Source organism: Amycolatopsis sp. NBC_00355 (assembly GCF_036104975.1).
Classification (GTDB): Bacteria; Actinomycetota; Actinomycetes; order Mycobacteriales; family Pseudonocardiaceae; genus Amycolatopsis.
Genome location: NZ_CP107982.1, coordinates 1,604,991 through 1,623,516 on the forward strand (window position 1 = coordinate 1,604,991; position 18,526 = coordinate 1,623,516).

Below are 18,526 nucleotides of genomic sequence, written 5' to 3' on the forward strand. Positions count from 1 at the left end.
CAGTTCGAATCTGCCGGCGGGGAAGGGGTCAGCGCATCGAGGCGACGAGGCTCGCCGGACGCAGGTCGGTCCAGTGCGTCTCGACGTACTCGAGGCAGGCGGCGCGGGTGTCCTCGCCGTGCACGGTGCGCCAGCCGGCCGGGACGTCCACAGTGGACGGCCAGAGCGAGTGCTGGTTCTCGTCGTTGACCAGGACCAGGAAGGTGCCGTTCTCGTCTTCGAAGGGGTTGCTCATGACTTCTTCTCCTCTGTGAGTGCGGCCCGGCCGAGTGCCGGGGTGGCGACGAGCAGGGCGAACGCGACGAGCGCGACCGCGGCGTGGGCGAACATGGTGAGCGGGACGCCGAGCGTCTCGACCAGCAGGCCGATCAGCAGGTTGCCGATCGGGGTGGCGGCCAGGGTGAACAGCGCGAGGATCGACATGACCCGGCCGCGCATCTCCGGCGCGGACCACCGCTGGGCCAGCGACACCAGGACCAGCGCGGTGAGCCCGGCGACCAGGCCGAGTGCGAAGAACGCGGCGATGCTGACGGCCAGGGACCCGGTCGCGAGCAGGGCCAGGCACCCGACCTGGGCGCCGAGCCCGCACGTCGCCAGCAGCCCGGCGCGTTCGCGGGGTGGCCACTTGACCGAGACGACGAAGGCCAGCGACGCGCCGAGCGTCATCGCGGTGAGCAGCCAGCCGGCGCCTTTCTGGCCGCCGAGCAGGACGAGCCCGAGGTTGATCGGCCCGGCGCCGCTGAGTTCGAGGAGCCCGGTGACGATCATGGCGGTGCGCAGGGCGGGGCGGACGGCGACGTAGCGGCAGCCTTCACCGACGTCCTTGAGGAGCTGCTTGACCCGGACGCGTTCGCGGGGCTGCGCCGGCGCGAGGGTCTTGGTGTTCCCGGCGGCGACGGCGGAGACGAGGAAGCTGACCCCGTTGACCACGGCGACGGTGACGAGCCCGCCGAGCCCGGCCAGCCACGACCCGAGTGCCCCACCGGCGGCCTGTCCCCCACGCACGGCGGCGAGGTAGACGGCGTTGCCCCGCACGAGGTGCTCGGGCGGCAGGAGGTTGGGCCGCAGCGCGTCGGAGGCCGGGATGAAGAAGGCGCTCGCGACAGCCATGACGACGATCAGCCCGGTCAGCAGCGGCAGCGAAGGTCCGGCGAACAGCACGCAGACGGCCCCGGTGACCATGGCCCCGGCCCGGACCAGGTCGGTGGTGATGAGCACCCGCCGCGGCCCGGTCCGGTCGGCGACGGCGCCGCCGACGAGCAGGGTGAGCACCTTGGGCAGGGACCCGAGGGCGAGCACGAGCCCGGCGACCGCGGGCCCGGCGGACCCGACGAGGGTCACGGAGAGGGCGATCAGCCAGACGGCGTCCCCGAAGGAGGACAACCCCATGGCGAGCACCAGCCCGAGGAAAGGAGCAGGTAACGCGGCACGGGACTGCCGCGGGGTTGCCGCGACACCAGGCTCGGTGGCTCCGGATTCGGCTGCCGTGCGCGACCCGGCCGCAGCGGCTCCCGGCGTGGCGGCGGCAGGCAGCACACTCGCCGGTCCGGCTGCAGCACGCAACTCGCCCGCGGCCGCGGCAGGCAGCACGCTCGCCGGTCCGGCCGTGGTGGGCGGCTCGGCCGCGGCGACAACCGGCAGGCTCGCCGGTTCGGCGGTCATGCCACACCCCCGGCGGAGAAGGCGAACCCACCCGATGCGACGCGTCCGGTCGCGCAGACCAGCTGCGGCGGAATCGCCACCGAGTGGGTCAGCGGCTCGGCCATGCCGCAAGGCCCGGCAGCCGGTCGTGAGTGTTGAGGAGGGTTAGAACCCGACTTATCACTCACGACAAGCCGCGGCAGACTCGCAACCCGGGCGCTCATGACAGCACCTGCTCGCGGACCTGGGTCGCCTCGCCCGGGAACCACACGTCGTCCCGGGTCAGCGCGTCCGCGCGGTACTGGCCCAGCGCGCTGATCAACAGCCGCAGTTCCAGCGTCAAAGCCTCCACGAACCGGACCAGGCCCTCGCGGGGGTCGGTGTCCACCGCCAGCAGCGCCGCCCGGCCGAGACCGGCCGCTCGCGCGCCCAGGGCCAGGACCTTCGCGACCCGGGTGCCTTCCCACATCCGGCCGGACGTCAGCAGGCAACCGGCCGGCGTGCCGATCCGGGACAGGCACTCGGCGAGAGGGAGACCGACGCCGAGGAACGCCGTGGGCGCCCAGCCCGTGCCGCCTTCGGCGCCGTCGACGGTCACCGCGTCCGCGCCGGCCGCCCAGGCGACCGTGGCCGCCGCGGCGACGTCGCGGCCCGGGAGCAGCTTCACCCACACACCGGCGCGCGGGAAGTTGTTGCGCATCAAGCGGATCTGCTGACGCAGGATCTCCGAGGTGAACGTCCCGGGGCTGCTGCTGCGCAGCACACCCTCACCCAATGCGAGGTCCACTGTGTACTGCTCGGCGAGCCGATCCGCCGAAGCGGAGTCGACCAGGGTCATCCCGCCGAGACCGGGCTTCGCGCCCTGCCCCACCTTCAGCTCGAACGCCAGCCGCCCCGAATCCAGCAGGGGCGCCGCCGAGGGGTCCGAATACACCAGGTTCCAGACTTCGGCATCGGCGTCTTCGGTGCTCTGCTGCACGACGACGCCGCCGAGACCGTCCGGGACCGCGTCGCCGTAGGCCCGCAGGCGCTCCAGCAACGTGCCCGCCTCGGCCCCACCCGTGCGGCCGTGGCCGTGGACCGGGACGACGTTCTCGCCGACCACCATCGGGATGCCGAGCCGCGCGGCCTGCGCACTCGCCGCCGCGCCGAGCCCGGCCCCCGCGACCTGCGTCGACCCGAACGCCGAGAGGTACAGCGGCAGCGCCGAAGCGAACCCGCCGATCACCGTGTCGAGGGCGACGTCGCCGTACAGCGGCTCGCGGCCCAGCTCGATCAGCTTCTCCAGCCGCCGCGGCAGGAACACCGGCGGCACCAGCCGCGCCGACTCCAGGACATCGTCGGAAACACCGGAGGCAGCGCCGAACAGCGTCGTCCCGTACTCGGCCGCCGGTGGGAAGACCGCCGCCGCACCCAGCCGGGCCCGCGCCCGGACGTCGTCCTCGGGGAAGCCCCCGGCGTGCAGCGCGGTCACGGCGACACCACGCCCGGCAGCTTCGGGAACGCCGTCGCCTGCCACACCGCGTCGAGCCCGGCGACGTAGCGGGTGAACCGCTGGATGCCGAGGCCGAACCCGGAGCTGGCCGGGATGCCTTCGCGGACGAGGTCGAGGTACCAGGCGTACTTGGCCGGGTTCTCCCCCGTCTCGCGCATCCGCGTGACGATCCGGCCGTACTCGTGCTCGCGTTCGCTGCCGCTGCACAGCTCGCCGTAACCCTCCGGCGCGATCAGGTCGAAGTTGCGCAGGATCCCGGGCTGCGTCGTGGCTTCGCGGTCGTAGAACCCGCGGGAACCCTTGGGGTAGTCGACGAGGAAGAACGGCCGGGCGTGCTTGTCCGACAGGATCGCCTCGCCCGCCCAGTCGATCTCGGCGTCCGCGCTCTGCGGGTGACCCAGTTCGCGCAGGGTCTCGACGGCGGTCGTGTGCGACAGCCGGCCGAACGCGCCGCCGAGCAGGTCGGTGAACGCGCCCGAGTCGCGGCCGAGGGCCTCCAGCACGTCGCCGGCGTCGTCGACGACCCGGCGCACCACGTGGGTGACGAGGTCCTGCAGCAGGTCGAGGACGTCGTCGCGGGTGGCGCCGGAGACCTCGACGTCGAGCTGGTGGAACTCGGCGAGGTGCCGGCTGGTGTTGGCCGTCTCCAGCGGTTCGAGGCGGACGTTCGGGGCGACGTAGAAGATCTTGCCGAAGCCCAGCAGTGAGGCCTGCTTGTAGAGGATCGCGCTGGTCATCAGCTTGTAGCGGTGGCCGTAGTAGTCGATGTCCACCTGCTTCGCGCCGCGGCCGCCCGGGTCGGTGACCGGCCCGATCACCGGCGGCAGCAGCTCGACGAAGCCGCGGCCGCCGAGGAACGCGCGGGCCTCGGTGAGCATCCGGTGCTGCAGCCGCAGCACGTGCTTGGTCGTCTCCGAGGTCAGGTGCGTCCGCGGGTCCGGCGGCACGGCGGAATCGTTGTACTCCATGGCGATTTCACTCCCAGCTGGTCGGCAGAGGTGGTTCAGGCGCGGGCGGGTTCGGTGCTCGGGCCCGGCAGGACGGGATCGAGCCGCCGCCGGTGGTAGGACAGGTCGGCGAGCATCCGGGTCGCGCTGACCCGGTCGCGGCTGCGGCGGCCGCCGAGCGCGGCGGGCAGTGGCATCCGCCCGGTGTGCCACCACTGCAGGCGGCCTTCGTCGTCGAGCACGCACCGGGTTTCGTTGCCGTTGTCGGGGTGCAGGCAGTACGGGACGTCGAGCAGGCCGCGTTCGAACGCCGCCGGCAGCGCCTCGGCGATCGTCGGGGCCAGCGAACGCACCTCGTCGACGAGCAGGCGGGCCTGCAGGTAGACCTCGGTGTCCCCGGTCGGCGGCGGACCGGGCGCGGGCTGGTCGAGCGCGGTGGCGTGGGCCAGCCGCAGCGCGTCGACGTTCTCTTCGACGGTCGGGATCCGGTGGGCCTCGGCGGTGGTCTTGACGATCAGCCGCTCGGTGCCGGTGCGCACGGCCAGCCGCACGCTCTCGGCCAGCAGTTCCCGCGCCCCGGCCGGGGTTTCCGGGAACAGGCCCATGTAGGTGTAGAGGACGACGTGGTAATCGACGTCCACCAGTTCTTCGGCGCACAGCCGCCGCATCGCCCACAGCGCTTCGGCGTCCTGCTCGGGGCTGGTCTGCTGGGCGTAGCTGGCGGACACGCTGCGGACGCCGTGTTCGGCGAAGAACAGGCACTCCAATACCGAGAGCGCCACGAGCAGCCCGGGCGGGCACAGCTGCCCGAGCATGCAGCCGCCGAAGCTCTCCAGGTGGCAGAGGATCCCGCGGTCGGCCTGGGCCGCGAGCAGCGTCGCCGACCGGGACCAGGACGCCGTCGCCGTGCGCAGCGGCACGCTGCTGTAGGGCAGGCAGTAGGACACCGGGCCGCCTTCGGAGGCGTCCAGCCCGGCTTCGAGCATCGCGGCGAAGATGTCCTCGGGCTGGGCCGAGCCGTGCCGGACCTGGACCGGGAACCGTGGGCCGAAGAGCCCGTCGAGCAGGTCGGTGGTGACGCCGGTGCCGAGCGCGACCAGCGGGTAGCCGTTGAGCTGGACGCCGGATTCGAGCGACATGGCGGCGAGGTCGTGCTGCCCGGTGCGGGTGTAGCTGTCGAGCGTCACGGTGCCGACGGCCGGCACCCCGGCCTCGGCGACCGCGTGCAGCCCGCGGCGCATCATGGCCGGGTCGGAGAACCCCATCCGCGGCTGGACGAGCAGCGTCCGGCTGCGGCGGTGCTCGGCCACGAAGCTGCTGAACACCGACCGGGCAGCGCTCACCGCAACGTCCGGACGTTCGCGGCGACGAACTCGCGGAAGGACTCGATCGCCTGGCCGGAGTCGCCGGCACCGACGTGGAACACCGCGTCGTAGCCCAGCGCCAGCAGTTCGGCCTGCAGCTCGCTGTTGGCGTCGCCGCGGACGCCGAGCTTGCCGCCGATGACGGCGGGCAGCGCGGCCAGCTCGGGGTCGGCGCGCAGGGCGGAGATCACCCGGGCGCCGTCGACGTGACCGTGGCCGTTGATGGTGCTGATCACCAGGCAGTCCGGCCGTTCGTCGCGGCAGGCGGCCAGCAGCCGCTCGACCGTGACGCAGGCCCCGAGGTTGAGCACCTCGTGGCCCATCTCCTCCATGATCAGCTGGAGGGCGACGAGGTTCCACATGTGCGAGTCGGACTGGACGCTGGAGAGGACGAATTTGAGCGGCCGCCGCCCGGCCACACCGGGCCGGTCGGGGTGCTGCTCGATCTGGAAGGTGGTCATCGTGCGCTCGCTCCCTTGAGTTCGGGGAACGTCCGCGGCGCGGCGGGTGCGGGCCACGAACTGTCACGACGAATGGTCATCGCCTGGCGCCCCGGGCACATGGGTGCCGCGTCCCCGCATTCCGGCGAGGCGGCGCGCCCCCATGACCGCCTCGCGTGCGGGCGTCGCGCTCGCGCGCGCGAGTGCGGAACCCGGTGGGGCGGGCTGACCCACCTGGGTGGTGCGCGCCGTCCCGGCGGCCCGGAATCCCGGCCGGACCCCCATCTCGCCCGCCCGCCGAACGGCCCAACCGCCACGTCCGTCCGGACCAGCGAACGGAGAGGCGACCAGGGGTTTTCCCGGCCGTGCCCCCATAAGCCCCCAGGACGCCCCCAGCCGCCGCCGGAATGCGGGCATAGCACCCCCATGTAACCCGGGTCACCCGCTGGCATGCTCGATCTCGTGATTCCCCCGCAGCCGAACCCGGCGACGACGAAGCTTCCGCCCACTTGGTGGGCGGCGGGCCTCACCCCGCGTGAGCGGCGGTCCGACGGCCTCCGCCCCGCGTGGGTGGACTTCGCCGAGACCGCGCTCGCCTCGGCGGCACCCACCGCGCCGACGCCCGGCCCGACCTGGCGCACGGCGTTCGCGTCCGTGTTCCACCCGTTCGTCGGCGCGGTCCGCGCCGCGATCACCGACGCCGCAGCAGGCGCTCCCGCCGTCGACGTCACGGCGGTCGCGGACGGCTGCGCCGCGCAGCTGGGGCACCAGCTCGCCGGGCTCGCCGCCCGCACGCTGGTGCTGGAGCTCGGCCGGGCCCGCCGCGCCGGCCGGCTCACCGGGGAGACCGCGGAAGAACGCTTCGCCGACTTCGTCCGCCAGACCGGCACCACCGCCGGGCTCACGGATCTGCTGCACCGCTACCCCGTGCTGGCGCGCCTCGCCGCGCAGGCCGGGCTGTACGCGATCGAATCGGCCACCGAGCTGCTCGGCCGCTACACCGCCGACCGTGGCGCGCTGGCCGGGCTCGTCGGCACCGCCGGCCTCGGCCGGCTGGTCGAGATCACCGGCGGCACCGGCGACGCGCACCAGCGCGGCCGCTCGGTCCGCGAACTGCGCTTCGCCGGCGGCGACCGGGTCGTCTACAAGCCGCGGACGCTGGGTCTGCACGCGGCGTTCACCGACGTCGTCGCCTGGCTCAACCCGCGCGTGCCCGGCCTTGAACTGGAAACCGTCGACGTGCTGGTGCGACCCGGGTACGGCTGGCTCCGGTTCGTCGAGCACCGGCCGTGCGCGGACCTGACCGAGGTCGACCGCTTCTACCGCCGCCAGGGCGTGCTGCTGGCTCTGCTGCACGCCCTCGACGGCACCGACGTGCACTTCGAGAACATCATCGCGGCCGGCGACCAGCCGGTGCTGATCGACATCGAGACGCTGTTCCAGCCCGTGCTGGCGGCGGAGGACACCGACGCCGACCCCGCGTCGACGCTGCTGGCCCGTTCGGTGCACCGGACGATGCTGCTGCCGCAGATGATCGTCGGCGAGCACGGCGCGGTCGACATCTCCGGCCTCGGCGGCGGCCGTGTCACCACCCCGGCGCTCGAGCGCGTCGACTGGCTGGAGCCGGGCACCGACCGGATGCGGCTGGCCCGCGTCCCCGGCGGGCCCGGCGCCGGTGTCAACCGGCCCACCCTCGGCGGGGTCGACGTCGAACCGGCCGAGCACGGCGCCGCGTTGCTGGCCGGGTTCCGCGCCGGGTACGACGCCATCGCCGACGGCGCGGCCGAGCTGGCGCCCCTGCTGGACCGCTGCGCCGCGCACAAGATCCGCGTCCTGGTCCGCCCGACCAGCTTCTACGCGCGGATGCTGGACGAGACGACGCACCCGTCGCTGCTGGCCGACGCGGCCGAGCGCGACGAGGCGTTCGCGCTGCTGAACGACGACAGCACCGACGACGTCCGCCGCGGCCTGGTCGCCGCGGAGCTCACCGACCTGTGGGCCGGTGACGTCCCGATGTTCACCGGCGAACCCGGTTCGACCGACCTCTGGGACGCCGAAGGTCAGCGGCTGCCCGACATGCTGAGCGTGACGCCGCTGGCGTCGGTGCTGGCGAAGATCGCCGGGATGACCACGATCGACCGTCGCGACCAGGAGTGGCTGATCTCCGCCGCGCTGGCCACCCGGCCGGACGAGGAGACCCACGCCGGCACCGGTGTCACCGACGGCGTCCTGCCGAGCAAGAGCCCCGAACCCGCGCACCTGCTCTCGGCCGCGTGCGGGATCGCCGACGCCATCATCGCCCGCGCCTCCTCGGCCGGCGGCCGGGTCAACTGGGTCGGGCTGGAGCTGGTCGACGAGAAGTACTGGGCCGTGCTGCCGATGGGCGCCGGGCTCGGCGAGGGCTACACCGGCGTCGCGCTGTTCCTGGCCCAGCTGGCCGAACTGACCGGCATCGACCGCTACCACGACCTGGCCGGGAAGGCCCTGTCCGGCTTGCCGTGGCTGGTGTCGGAGCTGGAAGCCGATCCGGAGCTCGCGGAGGCGGCCGGCTGCGGCGGCCTGCTCGGCCTCGGCGGTGTCGCCTACGCGCTGGCCCGGCTTTCGCGCCTGCTCGCCCGGCCCGACCTGCTGGACCTGGCCGCCCGGACCATCGCGGTGATGCCGGGCGCGACACCGGCGACGTCACCGCGGTTCACCACCGGTCTCGCCGGCGGCCTGGTCGCGCTGCGCTCGGTCGCCGCCCAGACCGGGCTCGCGAGCGCGGCGCTGCTGGCCGACGCCTACGCCACGGAGCTCGCCGGCCGTTCCATCGACCCCGACCTGGCCGACCCCGGGTTCGCGCACGGCGCGGCCGGCGTCGACTGGGCCCTGCTCGGGCACCCGCGGGAGACGGCGACCCTGCCGCCCGCGACCGCGGCGACCGGGCACGGCTGGTGCTCCGGCCTGGCCGGGCAGGTCCTCGCCTACGCGGGCGAGCCCGACGACGCCGCCGTCTTCGGTGGTCTCGACGAGCAGGTCCGGCGCCTGGCCGCCCAGGACCCGCTGCGCGACCTGAGCCTGTGCCACGGCGAAACCGGCATCACCGACGTTCTCGGCGTCCTGGCCGAAACCGGCCACGCCGGCGCCGCGGCCGCCGTGGAGCGCCGGACCGGGCAGCTGCTGACCGCCGTCGAGCAGGACGGCGCGCGCTGCGGCACCCCCGACGCCGTGCCGTCGCCGGGCCTGCTGACCGGCCTGGCCGGGATCGGCTACGGCCTGCTGCGCCTGGGCTTCGGCCCGCGCGTCCCGTCCGCCCTGCTCCTGCAACCGCCGACTCGCTGACCGTCCCGCCCCACCTTCACGAGGAGAAACGCACGATGCCCGAAATCACCGCCGAGACCGTCGAAGCCACCGTCGGCGCCCTGGTGCTCCCGCGCGCGAACCGCGCCGGCGCGCGCAACCAGGCGCTGGCCGGGGCGCGGCCCCGGTTGTCCGGGATCACATTGGAGACGCTCGGTGAACCCACCGTCGTCACCAACGGCACTTTCGCCCTCTGACCGTTCGTCCGTCCAGCACCCGCAAGTACTACCGAGAGTGGAGACACCCGCATGTCCGAGCACGACTTCGCCGGCACCGACAACCCGATCGGCGACTTGACCCTCCCGTCTTCCGCCCGGACCGGCGCCCGCAACCACGCACTGTCCGGCCGGGCCCCGAAGGCATCGATGAATTCGTTGACGACGTTCGACATCACGGTCGTCACCGGCGGTTTCACCGAATAGTGAGACACCGTCCCGCCGGTATTTCGACGGACATCCGGACGCGATCCTTCCGGCTATAGTCACGCCAATGGGCATCCGTTCGACGCGCCTCATCGGGCGGGACAGGGAGCTCGGCGCACTGTCCCAGGCTCTGGAGAAGGCCCGCACCGACCACGGTGGGGCCTTCTTCCTTGTCGGCGAAGGCGGGATCGGGAAGTCCCGGCTCGCCGCCGACGTCGCCGCGCGGGCACTGGCGACCGGGATGCCGGTGCTGCGCGGACGGGCCAGCTCGATCGGGCCGATGGTGCCGTTCCGCCCGCTCGCCGAGGCCCTGTTGTCGCACTTCCGCGGCGGGCACCCGCCCGCCGCGCCGGAGCTCGACCCGCTGGTGCCGGTGCTCGCCCGGCTGGTGCCCGACTGGTACCGCGGCGACCGCCCGCACGACAACGGCTCGCTGATGGTGCTGGCCGAGGCCGTCTTCCGGCTGCTGTCGGTGGCCGGGCGGGCCGAGGGCTGCCTGATCGTGCTGGAGGACCTGCACAACGCCGACGCCGAGACGTTGTTCATCGTCGAGTACCTGGTGGACAACCTCGCGTCGGGCAAGGTGATGCTGATCGGCACCCTGCGCAACGAGCCCGGCGAGGCCCTGCGGCTGGCCACGGCGGCGTCGCAACGGTCGTCGAGCCACACCTTCGAGCTGACCAGACTGAACGCCGCCCGCACCCGCGAGTTCGCGGCGGCGTGCCTGGAGACCGAACCGGACGCGGTGCCGGCCGCCGTCGCGAACCTGCTGTGGCAGAACAGCGAAGGCGTCCCGTTCGTCGTCGAAGAGCTGCTGCACGGGATGCTCGGCGACGGCCTGCTCGTCGGCGGGCCGGGCGGCTGGCAAGTGGTCGGCGAACTCCAGGCCCGGGTGCCCGAGGCGCTGATCAGCAGCATCGCCACCCGGGTCGACGCGCTCGGCTCGGACGGCGAGACGCTGCTGTCGGTGGCCGCGGTGCTCGGGCGGCGGTTCCCGCTGTCGGTGGTGCAGGCGGTGACCGACATGGACGACCGGATGCTGCACAACCACATCAGCGCGAGCGTCGCCGCCCACCTGGTCACCACCGACGAGACCACGCCCGGCTGGTATGCCTTCCGGCATCCCCTCACGGCCGAAGCGCTGCTGTCACGGCTGGTGCCCTCGACGAAGGCGAACCTGGCCCGCAAGGCCGCCGACGCCGTCGAACTGCTGCACCCGGGGCTGCCCGGTGAGCTGTGCGCACTGGCCGCGTCGCTGCGGCTGACCGCGATGGACCACCCCGGCGCCGGGCGGCTGTTCGCCGAAGCCGGCCGCCGCGCGCGTGACGGCGGGGCCGCCGACACGGCGGTGACGATGCTGACCCGCGCGGTCGAGCTGCTGGCGGCGGCGGGCACCGAGGATCGGGCGGACGCGCTGGAGGCGTTGCTGCACGCGCTCGGGCAGACCGGCCAGTTCGACCGGGCCGTCGAGTTCTCCGCGCGCTTCGCCGAGCTCGGCCGGCTGGAACGGGCGGTCGACCTGCACATCCAGCTGGCCTGGGCGGCCTACATCGCCGGACGGCACGACGAGTGCCTCAACCAGATCGAGCAGGCCCGCGCCCCGCTGGGCGACGAGATGGCCGAGGAACAGCGGGCCGCCGTCGACGCCGTCGAAGCGACCCTGTGGCTCGACGTCCCCGGCCCGGCCCACACCGAACGGGCCCGCAAGCTCGCCGAGCAGGCGTGGCAGGTCGCCGAGCGCGCCGGGGTGCCGTTCGTGTCGTGCCAGGCGTTGCAGGTGCTCGGCATGGTGGCCCTGGAGACCGATCTCGCGGAGGCCGAGCGCTACCTGCAGCTGGCGCGGCGGCTGGCCGAGCGGCACCAGCTGACGCACCTGCGGACCCAGGTGCTGGTCCGCCTCGGCGGGCACCGGATGCTGGCCGAGGGCGACGTCCGGACGTTCGACCTGGCCCGGGCGGAGGCCCAGCGGACCGGCGCGATCACGCTGACCTGCGCGGTCGACGCGAGCCGTGCGGTGCACGCGGTGATGCGCGGCGAGTTCGCGCAGGCGGACCGGATCCTGGCGGAGAACCTCGCCGTCCTCGGCCGGCTGCGGCTGGTCGCGCTGCTGCAGTACACGCACATGACGCGGGCGATGGTCGCCGCGCACCAGGCGGACCGGCCGCGGATGGAGCTGGCGCTGGACGACTTCCGCGCCGAAGGCGGCGGGACGGCGCAGGAGATGGTGCTCAGCGTCGGGCTGGCGCAGGTGTTCTGTTCCCTGCTGGAGGAGGACGCCGACCGCGCGCGCCGGGAGCTGGCGCAGGTGATGGCGCTGGAGGAGCGGCAGCCGAGCCGCTTCCACCTGGCGGGTCAGCACGGCCTGCGGCTGCTGATCGAGGCCCTCGACGGGATCGAGCCGGAACCCGGCGAGCCGCGGGCCGCGGTCAGCGGGATGCGCTGGAACCGCCAGTTCGTCCTGCTCGGCGAAGCGGTCCGGCACGGCCGCGCGGGCGAGGTCGAGCTGGCCGACGCGGCCCTGGCCCAGGCGGTGGACGCGGCGGCGCTGTTCCCGGTCAGCCGGCACCTGGGCCTGCGCATGGTCGCCGAGTCCGCCGCGGCCGACGGCTGGGGCGATCCGGTGACCTGGCTCAAAGAGGCCGAGGAGTACTTCCACCAGGCGGGCATCTCGGCGGTGGCGAGCGCGTGCCGGGGCCTGCTGCGCAAGATCGGCGCCCCGGTGGGCCAGCGCCGCGAAGGCTCCGACCGCCTCCCGGCCGACCTGCGTTCGGCCGGGGTGACGGTCCGCGAGTACGAGGTGCTGCAGCTGCTGGCGGACAACATGGGCAACAAGGACATCGCCCGCCGGCTGCACATCTCGCCACGCACGGTGGAGAAGCACGTGGCGAGCCTGATGGCGAAGTCGAACCTGCAGAACCGCACGGCGCTGACGGAGTACGCGTCGCGGTCGAGGTAGTCCTCAGCCGCCGTGGGTGGAGTCGCTCTGGTAGCTCGTGTACGTGTACGGGTTGTCCAGGACCTTCGTCGCCGGGATGTCCGGGTTCATGCCTTGGCGCCAGGCTTCCTCGCCCAGCTGCGAACGCAGGTAGTCCACTGTGGACTCCACTTCGCGCCGGACCGCCGGCAGGTCGACGCCGACGAGACGGCCGTCGCGCTTCACGATCCGGCCGTCGACCAGGACCGTGTGGACGTCGGCGCGCTGGGCCTGGAACGCCACGTGGCCGTACGGGTTGAGCAGCGGGAAGGACACCGGCGAGGCGTCGTTCTTCAGCAGCAGCACGTCCGCCTTCTTGCCGACCTCGAGGCTGCCCAAGTCACCTGAGCGGCCCAGGGCCGTGGCGCCGCCGCGGGTGGCCCACTCCACGACCTGCTCGGCGCGCAACGCCGCGTGCGTCACCGTTTCGCCCAGTTTGTGGGCCTCCAGGTGCTCGCGCGAGCGGTCCGCGCCCAGGGTCGAGCGCATCGCCGAGAACAGGTCGCCGCTCCACCAGACCGACGTGTCCATCGACAGTGACACCGGGATGCCGTACGCGCGCAGGGCCCAGGTGGGCGGGTAGCCCTGGCCGGCGCTCTGCTCGCTTTCCGTCGACACCGACACGGAGCCGCCGGTGGCCGCGATGCGGTGGTAGGAGTCGGCCGAGAGGGACGCGCCGTGGACGTAGGTCGTCTCCGGCGTCATGAAGCCGTTCTCGTACATCAGGCGGATGCCGTCGTCGCCGGTCGCGCCCCAGACGCCCGCGTGGGTCGTCACCGGCACTCCCAGCTCGCGCGCCACCTCGAACGCCGCCTTCTCCGGGAACGCCGGGTCGCCGGTGACGTCGAAGGCGAGCTGGAAGCCCAGGTCACCGCCGGTGCGGCGGGTGACGAAGTCGCGGAACTCCGGCGTGCCCGTCCAGGTGGCCGGGGAGTCCTGGATGTTGCCGTAGGCCAGCACGAACCGGCCGGGCACGGATTCGAGCGCGTCGGCCGCGGCGTCGGCGTGCTGGGTCGTGCGCAGGCCGTGGGACCAGTCCACGGTGGTCGTGACGCCCGCTTCGAGGGCTTCCCACGCGCCGAGCAGATTGCCGGCGTGGATGTCTTCGGGGCGGAAGATCTTGCCCCACTCCAGGTAGTACCAGACGAAGTACTGGGTGAGCGTCCAGTCGGCGCCGTACCCGCGCATGGCCGTCTGCCACATGTGCCGGTGGGTGTCGATCATGCCCGGCATGACGATCCCGTCCGTCGCGTCGATCTCGACCGCGCCCGGCGGGGCTTCCAGCGCCGGGCCGATCGCGGCGATCCGGTCGCCGCTGACCAGGACGTCGGTGCCGGGCAAGACCCGGCGGGTGTCGTCGAGGGTCAGGACCGTGCCGCCACGCAGGAGGACCGGCCGGCCGTCGGTGGGCTGCGTCATCGCTGCCTCGTTCTCCACGCACTTCTGCGTACACTCGTCCGCTGGACGGACATGGGGTGGGCGCAGTCACTTTTGCCCAGTGCCGCGCCGCTGTCAATCCCCGCCGCCCCCCGCCGCTACGCTGCCGGTGAGGGTTACGCAGAGGGAGGTCGCGCATGCCACGCGAGGGAACCGGTCCCGACTTCATCGAGGCGCTCGCCCGCGGGCTCGAGGTGATCACGGCGTTCCGCCCGCACCAGCAGGCGATGACGCTGGCCGAGGTGGCCACGGCCACCAACCTGGCCCGCCCGACCGCGCGGCGGATCCTGCTGACCCTCGAAGAGCTCGGCTACGTCCGCACCGACGGCCGCGGCTTCGCCCTGACCCCGCGGGTGCTCGACCTCGGCGTCGCCTACGTCCGCTCGGCGGGCCTGTGGGACGTCGCCCGCCCGCACCTGGAACGCCTGGTCGCCCGCACGAACGAGTCCTGCTCGATCGCCCAGCTCGACGGCTCCGACATCGTCTACGTGGCCCGCGTGGCGGTACCGAAGATCGTCGGGCTCAGTGTGCAGATCGGCACCCGGTTCCCGGCCCTGCCGACGTCGCTGGGCAAGGTGCAGCTCGCCGCCCTGTCCCTCGACGAGCTGGACGCGGTGCTGGCCGAGCCGACCCGCTCCGGGCTGGTTGCGCGCTGGCAGCCGGACCGGGCCGAGCGCGACGCCGAGCTGCGTCAGGTCCGGGCTCGCGGCTGGGCGCTCACCGACGAGCAGCTCACGCTGGGCATCCGCTCGGTGGCGGCGCCGCTGCGGGACGGCTCGGGCCGGGTGATCGCCGGCGTCAACGTCAACTGCCACGCCGCCGAGACGTCCGTGGAGCGCCTCCTGGAGCACCACCTGCCGCTGCTGCTGCAGACCGCCGGGGACATCAGCGCCGACTTCGCCCGGCTGGCCGACGTCCCGCACGTGACGGTCCCGGCGTCTTGACCACCGCGGGCCACTCCCCCAAACTGGGCGGACATACGTCCGACTGACGGACACAAAGGGGAGGTTTGGGTGGACAACAGCGCCGCCGGTCCGCTGGCCGGGCTGCTGGTCGCGGACTTCTCCCGGGTGCTTGCCGGGCCGTACGCCACGATGCTGCTGGCCGACCTGGGTGCCGAGGTCGTCAAGGTCGAAGGCCCGCAGGGTGACGAGACCCGCACGTGGATGCCGCCGGTGCGCGGCGAGGTCTCCACCTACTACCTCGGCATCAACCGCGGGAAGCGCTCCATCGCCCTGGACCTGCGCGAGGAGGCCGACGCCGTCGTCGCCCGCGAACTGGCCGCCCGCGCGGACGTGCTGATCGAGAACTTCAAGCCGGGCGGGCTGGCCAAGTACGGCCTCGACTACGCCAGCGTCCAGGCCACCAACCCGGGGTCGGTGTACGCGTCGATCAGCGGGTTCGGCTCGGGCGAGGGCCGGCACGTGCCCGGGTACGACCTGATGGTGCAGGCCATCTCCGGGCTGATGAGCCTCACCGGCGACCCGGACGGCCCGCCGTACCGCGCCGGGATCTCGGTGTTCGACGTGATGGCCGGCAACCACGCCGTGATCGGCATCCTCGCCGCGTTGCGCCACCGCGACGCGACCGGGGAAGGCCAGCACGTCGAGGTCAACCTGCTGTCCTCGGCGCTGACCGGGCTGGTCAACCACAGCTCGGCCTACGCCGCCGGCGGGGTGGTGCCCTACCGGATGGGCAACGCCCACCCCAGCGTCTTCCCGTACGAGCCGCTGCCCACGGCGGACAACGACCTGATCGTCGCCGCGGCCAACGACGGCCAGTTCCGCCGGCTCTGCGAGGTCCTGGACCTGCCCGGCGTCCCGGACGACCCGCGGTTCGCCCGCAACGCCGACCGCACGAAGAACCGCGAAGAGCTCCGGCCGCTGCTGATCGAGCGCCTGGCCACCCGCGGCGCGGTCGAGTGGTTCGAGGCGCTGACGAAGGTCGGTGTGCCGTGCGGGCCGATCAACACCATCGACGGCGGTTTCGCGATGGCCGAACGGTTCGGGCTCGACCCGATCGTCGAGGTCGGCGACGGCGACCGCGCGGTGCCGACCACCCGCCACCCCATCCGCTTCTCCGCCACCCCCGCCGCCTACCGGCTGCCGCCGCCGCAGCTGGACGAGCACGGCGCCGAGCTGCGGACGTGGCTGACGAGTCCCCGGGAGGACGAGGATGGCTGACGAGCCGGTGTACGAGACGGCGCTCGGCGCGTCGAGCCGCGACAAGATCACCCTGCTCGGCCAGGACCTCGCCCGGGACGTGATGGGCGAGGTCGGCTTCGGCGAGCTGGCGTTCTGGCTCGCCACGCAACGACGTCCGTCGAAAGGCGAGACGCGGGTCTTCGAAGCGGTCTTGGCCGCCCTGGCCGATCACGGTTTCACCCCGACCGCGATCGTCACCCGGCTGACCTACCTCTCGGCGCCCGACTCGGTCCAGGGCGCGCTCGCCGCGGGCCTGCTCGGCGGCGGGTCCCGCTTCCTCGGCGTCACCGAGGACTGCGGCCGGTTCCTGCACGACGTCCTCACCCAAGCCGAGATGCGGCCCACCGACGAAGCCGGCTGGGACGCGCTCGCGTTGAAGACCGTCGAAAGCATGCGCGCACAACGGAAATTCGTTCCCGGGCTCGGGCACCACGTGCACAAGGACGGCGATCCGCGCACGGCGCGGCTGTTCGAGATCGCCGCCGAAGAGGGCCTGCGCGGGCCGCACCTGGAGCTGTTCGCGGCGATCGGCCGGGTGCACCCGCGGGTGCTCGGCAAGACGCTGCCGCTCAACGGTGCCGGTGTCTGCGGTGCGGCGCTCGCCGACCTGGGCCTGCCGCTGGAACTGTTGCGGGGGTTCGCGTTGCTGGCCCGCACGGCCGGGTTGATCGGGCAGCTCGCCGAGGAGTTGCGCCATCCCGTCGCGAACGACATCTTCCTGTCGGTGGACCTGAACAACCGGTCCGTCGCCCCGGATCCGGAAGTCTGAGAGGAACGCCGATGCAGCTGGTCACCGAGGACAACATCACCGAGCTCGCCGCGCGGCGCTGGGCGAGCGCGCACGACCCGCGGACCGCGGAGCTGATGGCCGCGCTCGTGCGGCACCTGCACGCGTTCGCCCGTGAGGTGCGGTTGAGCGAGACCGAGTGGATGGCCGCGATGCGGTGGCTCACCGAGACCGGGCAGATCAGCGACGAGAAGCGCGAGGAGTTCATCCTCGCCTCCGACGTGCTGGGCCTGAGCATGCTGGTCGTGCAGATGAACCACGCCTTCGACGCGAAGGCGACACCGGCGACGGTGCTCGGGCCGTTCCACATCGACGGCTCACCGGAGAAGGAGTTCGGCGGCGACATGTCCGACGGCCTCCCGGGCGCGCCGCTCTACATCACCGGCACCGTCACCGGGCTGGACGGCTCGCCCGTCGGCGGCGCGGTCCTCGACGTCTGGCAGGCGGACGAGGAAGGCGCGTACGAGTCGCAGATCGCCGACATCGACGAGGCCCGGCTGCGGGCGAAGTACCTGACGCGCGCGGACGGGTCGTACTGCCTGCGCACGATCGCGCCGAAGGGGTACTCGATCCCGATGGACGGCCCGGTGGGCGAGCTGATCGGCGGCACCGACATCAGCCACTACCGGCCGGCGCACGTGCACTTCCTGATCAACGCGGCCGGGTACGAGCCGCTGATCACACACCTGTTCCAGGAGGGCGCCGAGTACCTCGACAGCGACGTCGTGTTCGGCACCAAGCAGGAGCTGGTCGTCACGTTCGAGCCGCGTGAGCCCGGCCCGACCCCGGACGGCGGGCACTGCGACGGGCCGTGGCTCGAGGCGCGCTACGACTTCGTGCTGCAGCCCGCGTAGCGATGTCCTGAAGGGCACCCTCAGGGCTGTATCAGCCCTGAGGGTGCCCTTCACGGCTGATCAGCGCCCGTAGCCTTCGGCGGCCAGGACCTTCCCCATCTGCTCGTAGGCCGCGGGGTCTTCGGGGGCGATCGTGGCCAGCCCGTCGACGTAGCGGTTGTACATGCAGAACGCGGCCGCGATCAGCACCGTGTCGTGCAGTTCGAGGTCGGTCGCGTCCTGGGCGCGCGCCGCGGCGACGAGCTCGTCGGTGACGTTGCGGCCGGTCTCCCGCACGGCCAGCGCGATCCGCAGCAGCGCCTTGAGCTTTTCCGACACCGGCGCGTCGTCGATCCCGGCGCACGCCGCGTCGACCACCGCGCGGCCGCCTTCGATGGTCTCGGCGGCGGTGGCGGCGTGGCTGCCGGTGCAGAAGCGGCATTCGTTGCCGTTCGACACGACGGTCGCGATGAGTTCGCGCTCGCCGACCGTGAGGCTGCTCGGCCCGCGCAGGAGCGTCTGGGCCAGGAGGTTCAGCGGGACGGCCGTCTCCGGCCGGTAGGCCATCAGCGACCGGATCCCGGGCAGCTCCGGGTCGAGCGGGATGTGGGGCATGCGTTGTCCTCCTCGCGAGCGGAAGATC

General features: G+C 73.0%; 16 protein-coding genes. 8 read left to right on the forward strand and 8 right to left on the reverse strand.

What is annotated here, in order from left to right; genetic code table 11:
* Positions 1–28: 28 nt before the first annotated feature.
* From OHS18_RS06240 to OHS18_RS06265, 6 genes are all read right to left on the reverse strand, one after another.
* Positions 29–235, reverse strand: coding sequence for an MbtH family protein (locus OHS18_RS06240; RefSeq protein WP_323328229.1), 207 nt, complete (start codon positions 233–235; stop codon positions 29–31).
* The gene (locus OHS18_RS06245; protein ID WP_328616282.1) at positions 232–1,662 is read right to left on the reverse strand and encodes an MFS transporter; all 1,431 of its coding nucleotides are present in this window, start codon (positions 1,660–1,662) and stop codon (positions 232–234) included. Before OHS18_RS06245 ends, OHS18_RS06240 begins: the two co-directional genes overlap by 4 nt.
* 199 nt (positions 1,663–1,861) lie before the next feature.
* Entirely contained in the window at positions 1,862–3,115 is a 1,254-nt protein-coding gene (locus OHS18_RS06250; protein ID WP_328616283.1) for a glutamate synthase-related protein, read from the reverse strand.
* Positions 3,112–4,104: an asparagine synthetase A gene (locus tag OHS18_RS06255; RefSeq protein WP_328616284.1), complete on the reverse strand. Its 993-nt coding sequence runs from the start codon at positions 4,102–4,104 to the stop codon at positions 3,112–3,114. The genes OHS18_RS06250 and OHS18_RS06255 overlap by 4 nt, the downstream gene beginning before the upstream one ends.
* 35 nt (positions 4,105–4,139) lie before the next feature.
* Complete coding sequence (locus tag OHS18_RS06260) at positions 4,140–5,426, reverse strand: methylaspartate mutase (protein ID WP_328455141.1); 1,287 nt, start codon at positions 5,424–5,426, stop codon at positions 4,140–4,142.
* The gene (locus OHS18_RS06265; RefSeq protein WP_328455139.1) at positions 5,423–5,908 is read right to left on the reverse strand and encodes a cobalamin B12-binding domain-containing protein; all 486 of its coding nucleotides are present in this window, start codon (positions 5,906–5,908) and stop codon (positions 5,423–5,425) included. The genes OHS18_RS06260 and OHS18_RS06265 overlap by 4 nt, the downstream gene beginning before the upstream one ends.
* A 429-nt stretch (positions 5,909–6,337) precedes the next feature.
* Between OHS18_RS06265 and OHS18_RS06270 the strand changes: the two genes are divergently transcribed.
* The 4 genes from OHS18_RS06270 to OHS18_RS06285 all read left to right on the forward strand — a co-directional run bounded on the left by OHS18_RS06270 (position 6,338) and on the right by OHS18_RS06285 (position 12,604).
* Entirely contained in the window at positions 6,338–9,208 is a 2,871-nt protein-coding gene (locus OHS18_RS06270; RefSeq protein ID WP_328616285.1) for a type 2 lanthipeptide synthetase LanM family protein, read from the forward strand.
* Positions 9,209–9,243: 35 nt separating this feature from the next.
* The gene (locus OHS18_RS06275) at positions 9,244–9,423 is read left to right on the forward strand and encodes a hypothetical protein (protein ID WP_247051849.1); all 180 of its coding nucleotides are present in this window, start codon (positions 9,244–9,246) and stop codon (positions 9,421–9,423) included.
* 51 nt (positions 9,424–9,474) lie between these two features.
* Positions 9,475–9,648, forward strand: coding sequence for a hypothetical protein (locus tag OHS18_RS06280; RefSeq protein ID WP_328455135.1), 174 nt, complete (start codon positions 9,475–9,477; stop codon positions 9,646–9,648).
* 67 nt (positions 9,649–9,715) lie between these two features.
* On the forward strand, positions 9,716–12,604 hold the full coding sequence (locus OHS18_RS06285) for a helix-turn-helix transcriptional regulator (protein WP_328616286.1): 2,889 nt from the start codon (positions 9,716–9,718) through the stop codon (positions 12,602–12,604).
* Positions 12,605–12,607: 3 nt separating this feature from the next.
* Here the strand turns inward: OHS18_RS06285 and OHS18_RS06290 are convergent, their stop codons facing one another.
* On the reverse strand, positions 12,608–14,041 hold the full coding sequence (locus tag OHS18_RS06290) for an amidohydrolase family protein (protein WP_328616287.1): 1,434 nt from the start codon (positions 14,039–14,041) through the stop codon (positions 12,608–12,610).
* Between the two features lie 155 nt (positions 14,042–14,196).
* Here OHS18_RS06290 and OHS18_RS06295 point away from each other — a divergent pair, with 155 nt between their 5' ends.
* The 4 genes from OHS18_RS06295 (at position 14,197) to OHS18_RS06310 (ending at position 17,904) form a co-directional block, all read left to right on the forward strand.
* Positions 14,197–15,003, forward strand: coding sequence for an IclR family transcriptional regulator domain-containing protein (locus OHS18_RS06295; RefSeq protein WP_328455129.1), 807 nt, complete (start codon positions 14,197–14,199; stop codon positions 15,001–15,003).
* A 69-nt stretch (positions 15,004–15,072) separates the two neighbouring features.
* Positions 15,073–16,242, forward strand: coding sequence for a CaiB/BaiF CoA transferase family protein (locus tag OHS18_RS06300; protein ID WP_328616288.1), 1,170 nt, complete (start codon positions 15,073–15,075; stop codon positions 16,240–16,242).
* Positions 16,235–17,032 carry a citryl-CoA lyase gene (locus OHS18_RS06305; protein WP_328616289.1) on the forward strand — a complete coding sequence of 266 codons (798 nt, stop codon included), beginning with the start codon at positions 16,235–16,237 and terminating at the stop codon, positions 17,030–17,032. Before OHS18_RS06300 ends, OHS18_RS06305 begins: the two co-directional genes overlap by 8 nt.
* Before the next feature lie 11 nt (positions 17,033–17,043).
* Positions 17,044–17,904, forward strand: coding sequence for a dioxygenase family protein (locus OHS18_RS06310; RefSeq protein ID WP_328616290.1), 861 nt, complete (start codon positions 17,044–17,046; stop codon positions 17,902–17,904).
* A 60-nt stretch (positions 17,905–17,964) separates the two neighbouring features.
* On the opposite strand, the gene OHS18_RS06315 is transcribed toward OHS18_RS06310, so the two are convergent.
* Positions 17,965–18,498 carry a carboxymuconolactone decarboxylase family protein gene (locus OHS18_RS06315; protein WP_247051857.1) on the reverse strand — a complete coding sequence of 178 codons (534 nt, stop codon included), beginning with the start codon at positions 18,496–18,498 and terminating at the stop codon, positions 17,965–17,967.
* Between the last annotated feature and the right edge of the window lie 28 nt (positions 18,499–18,526).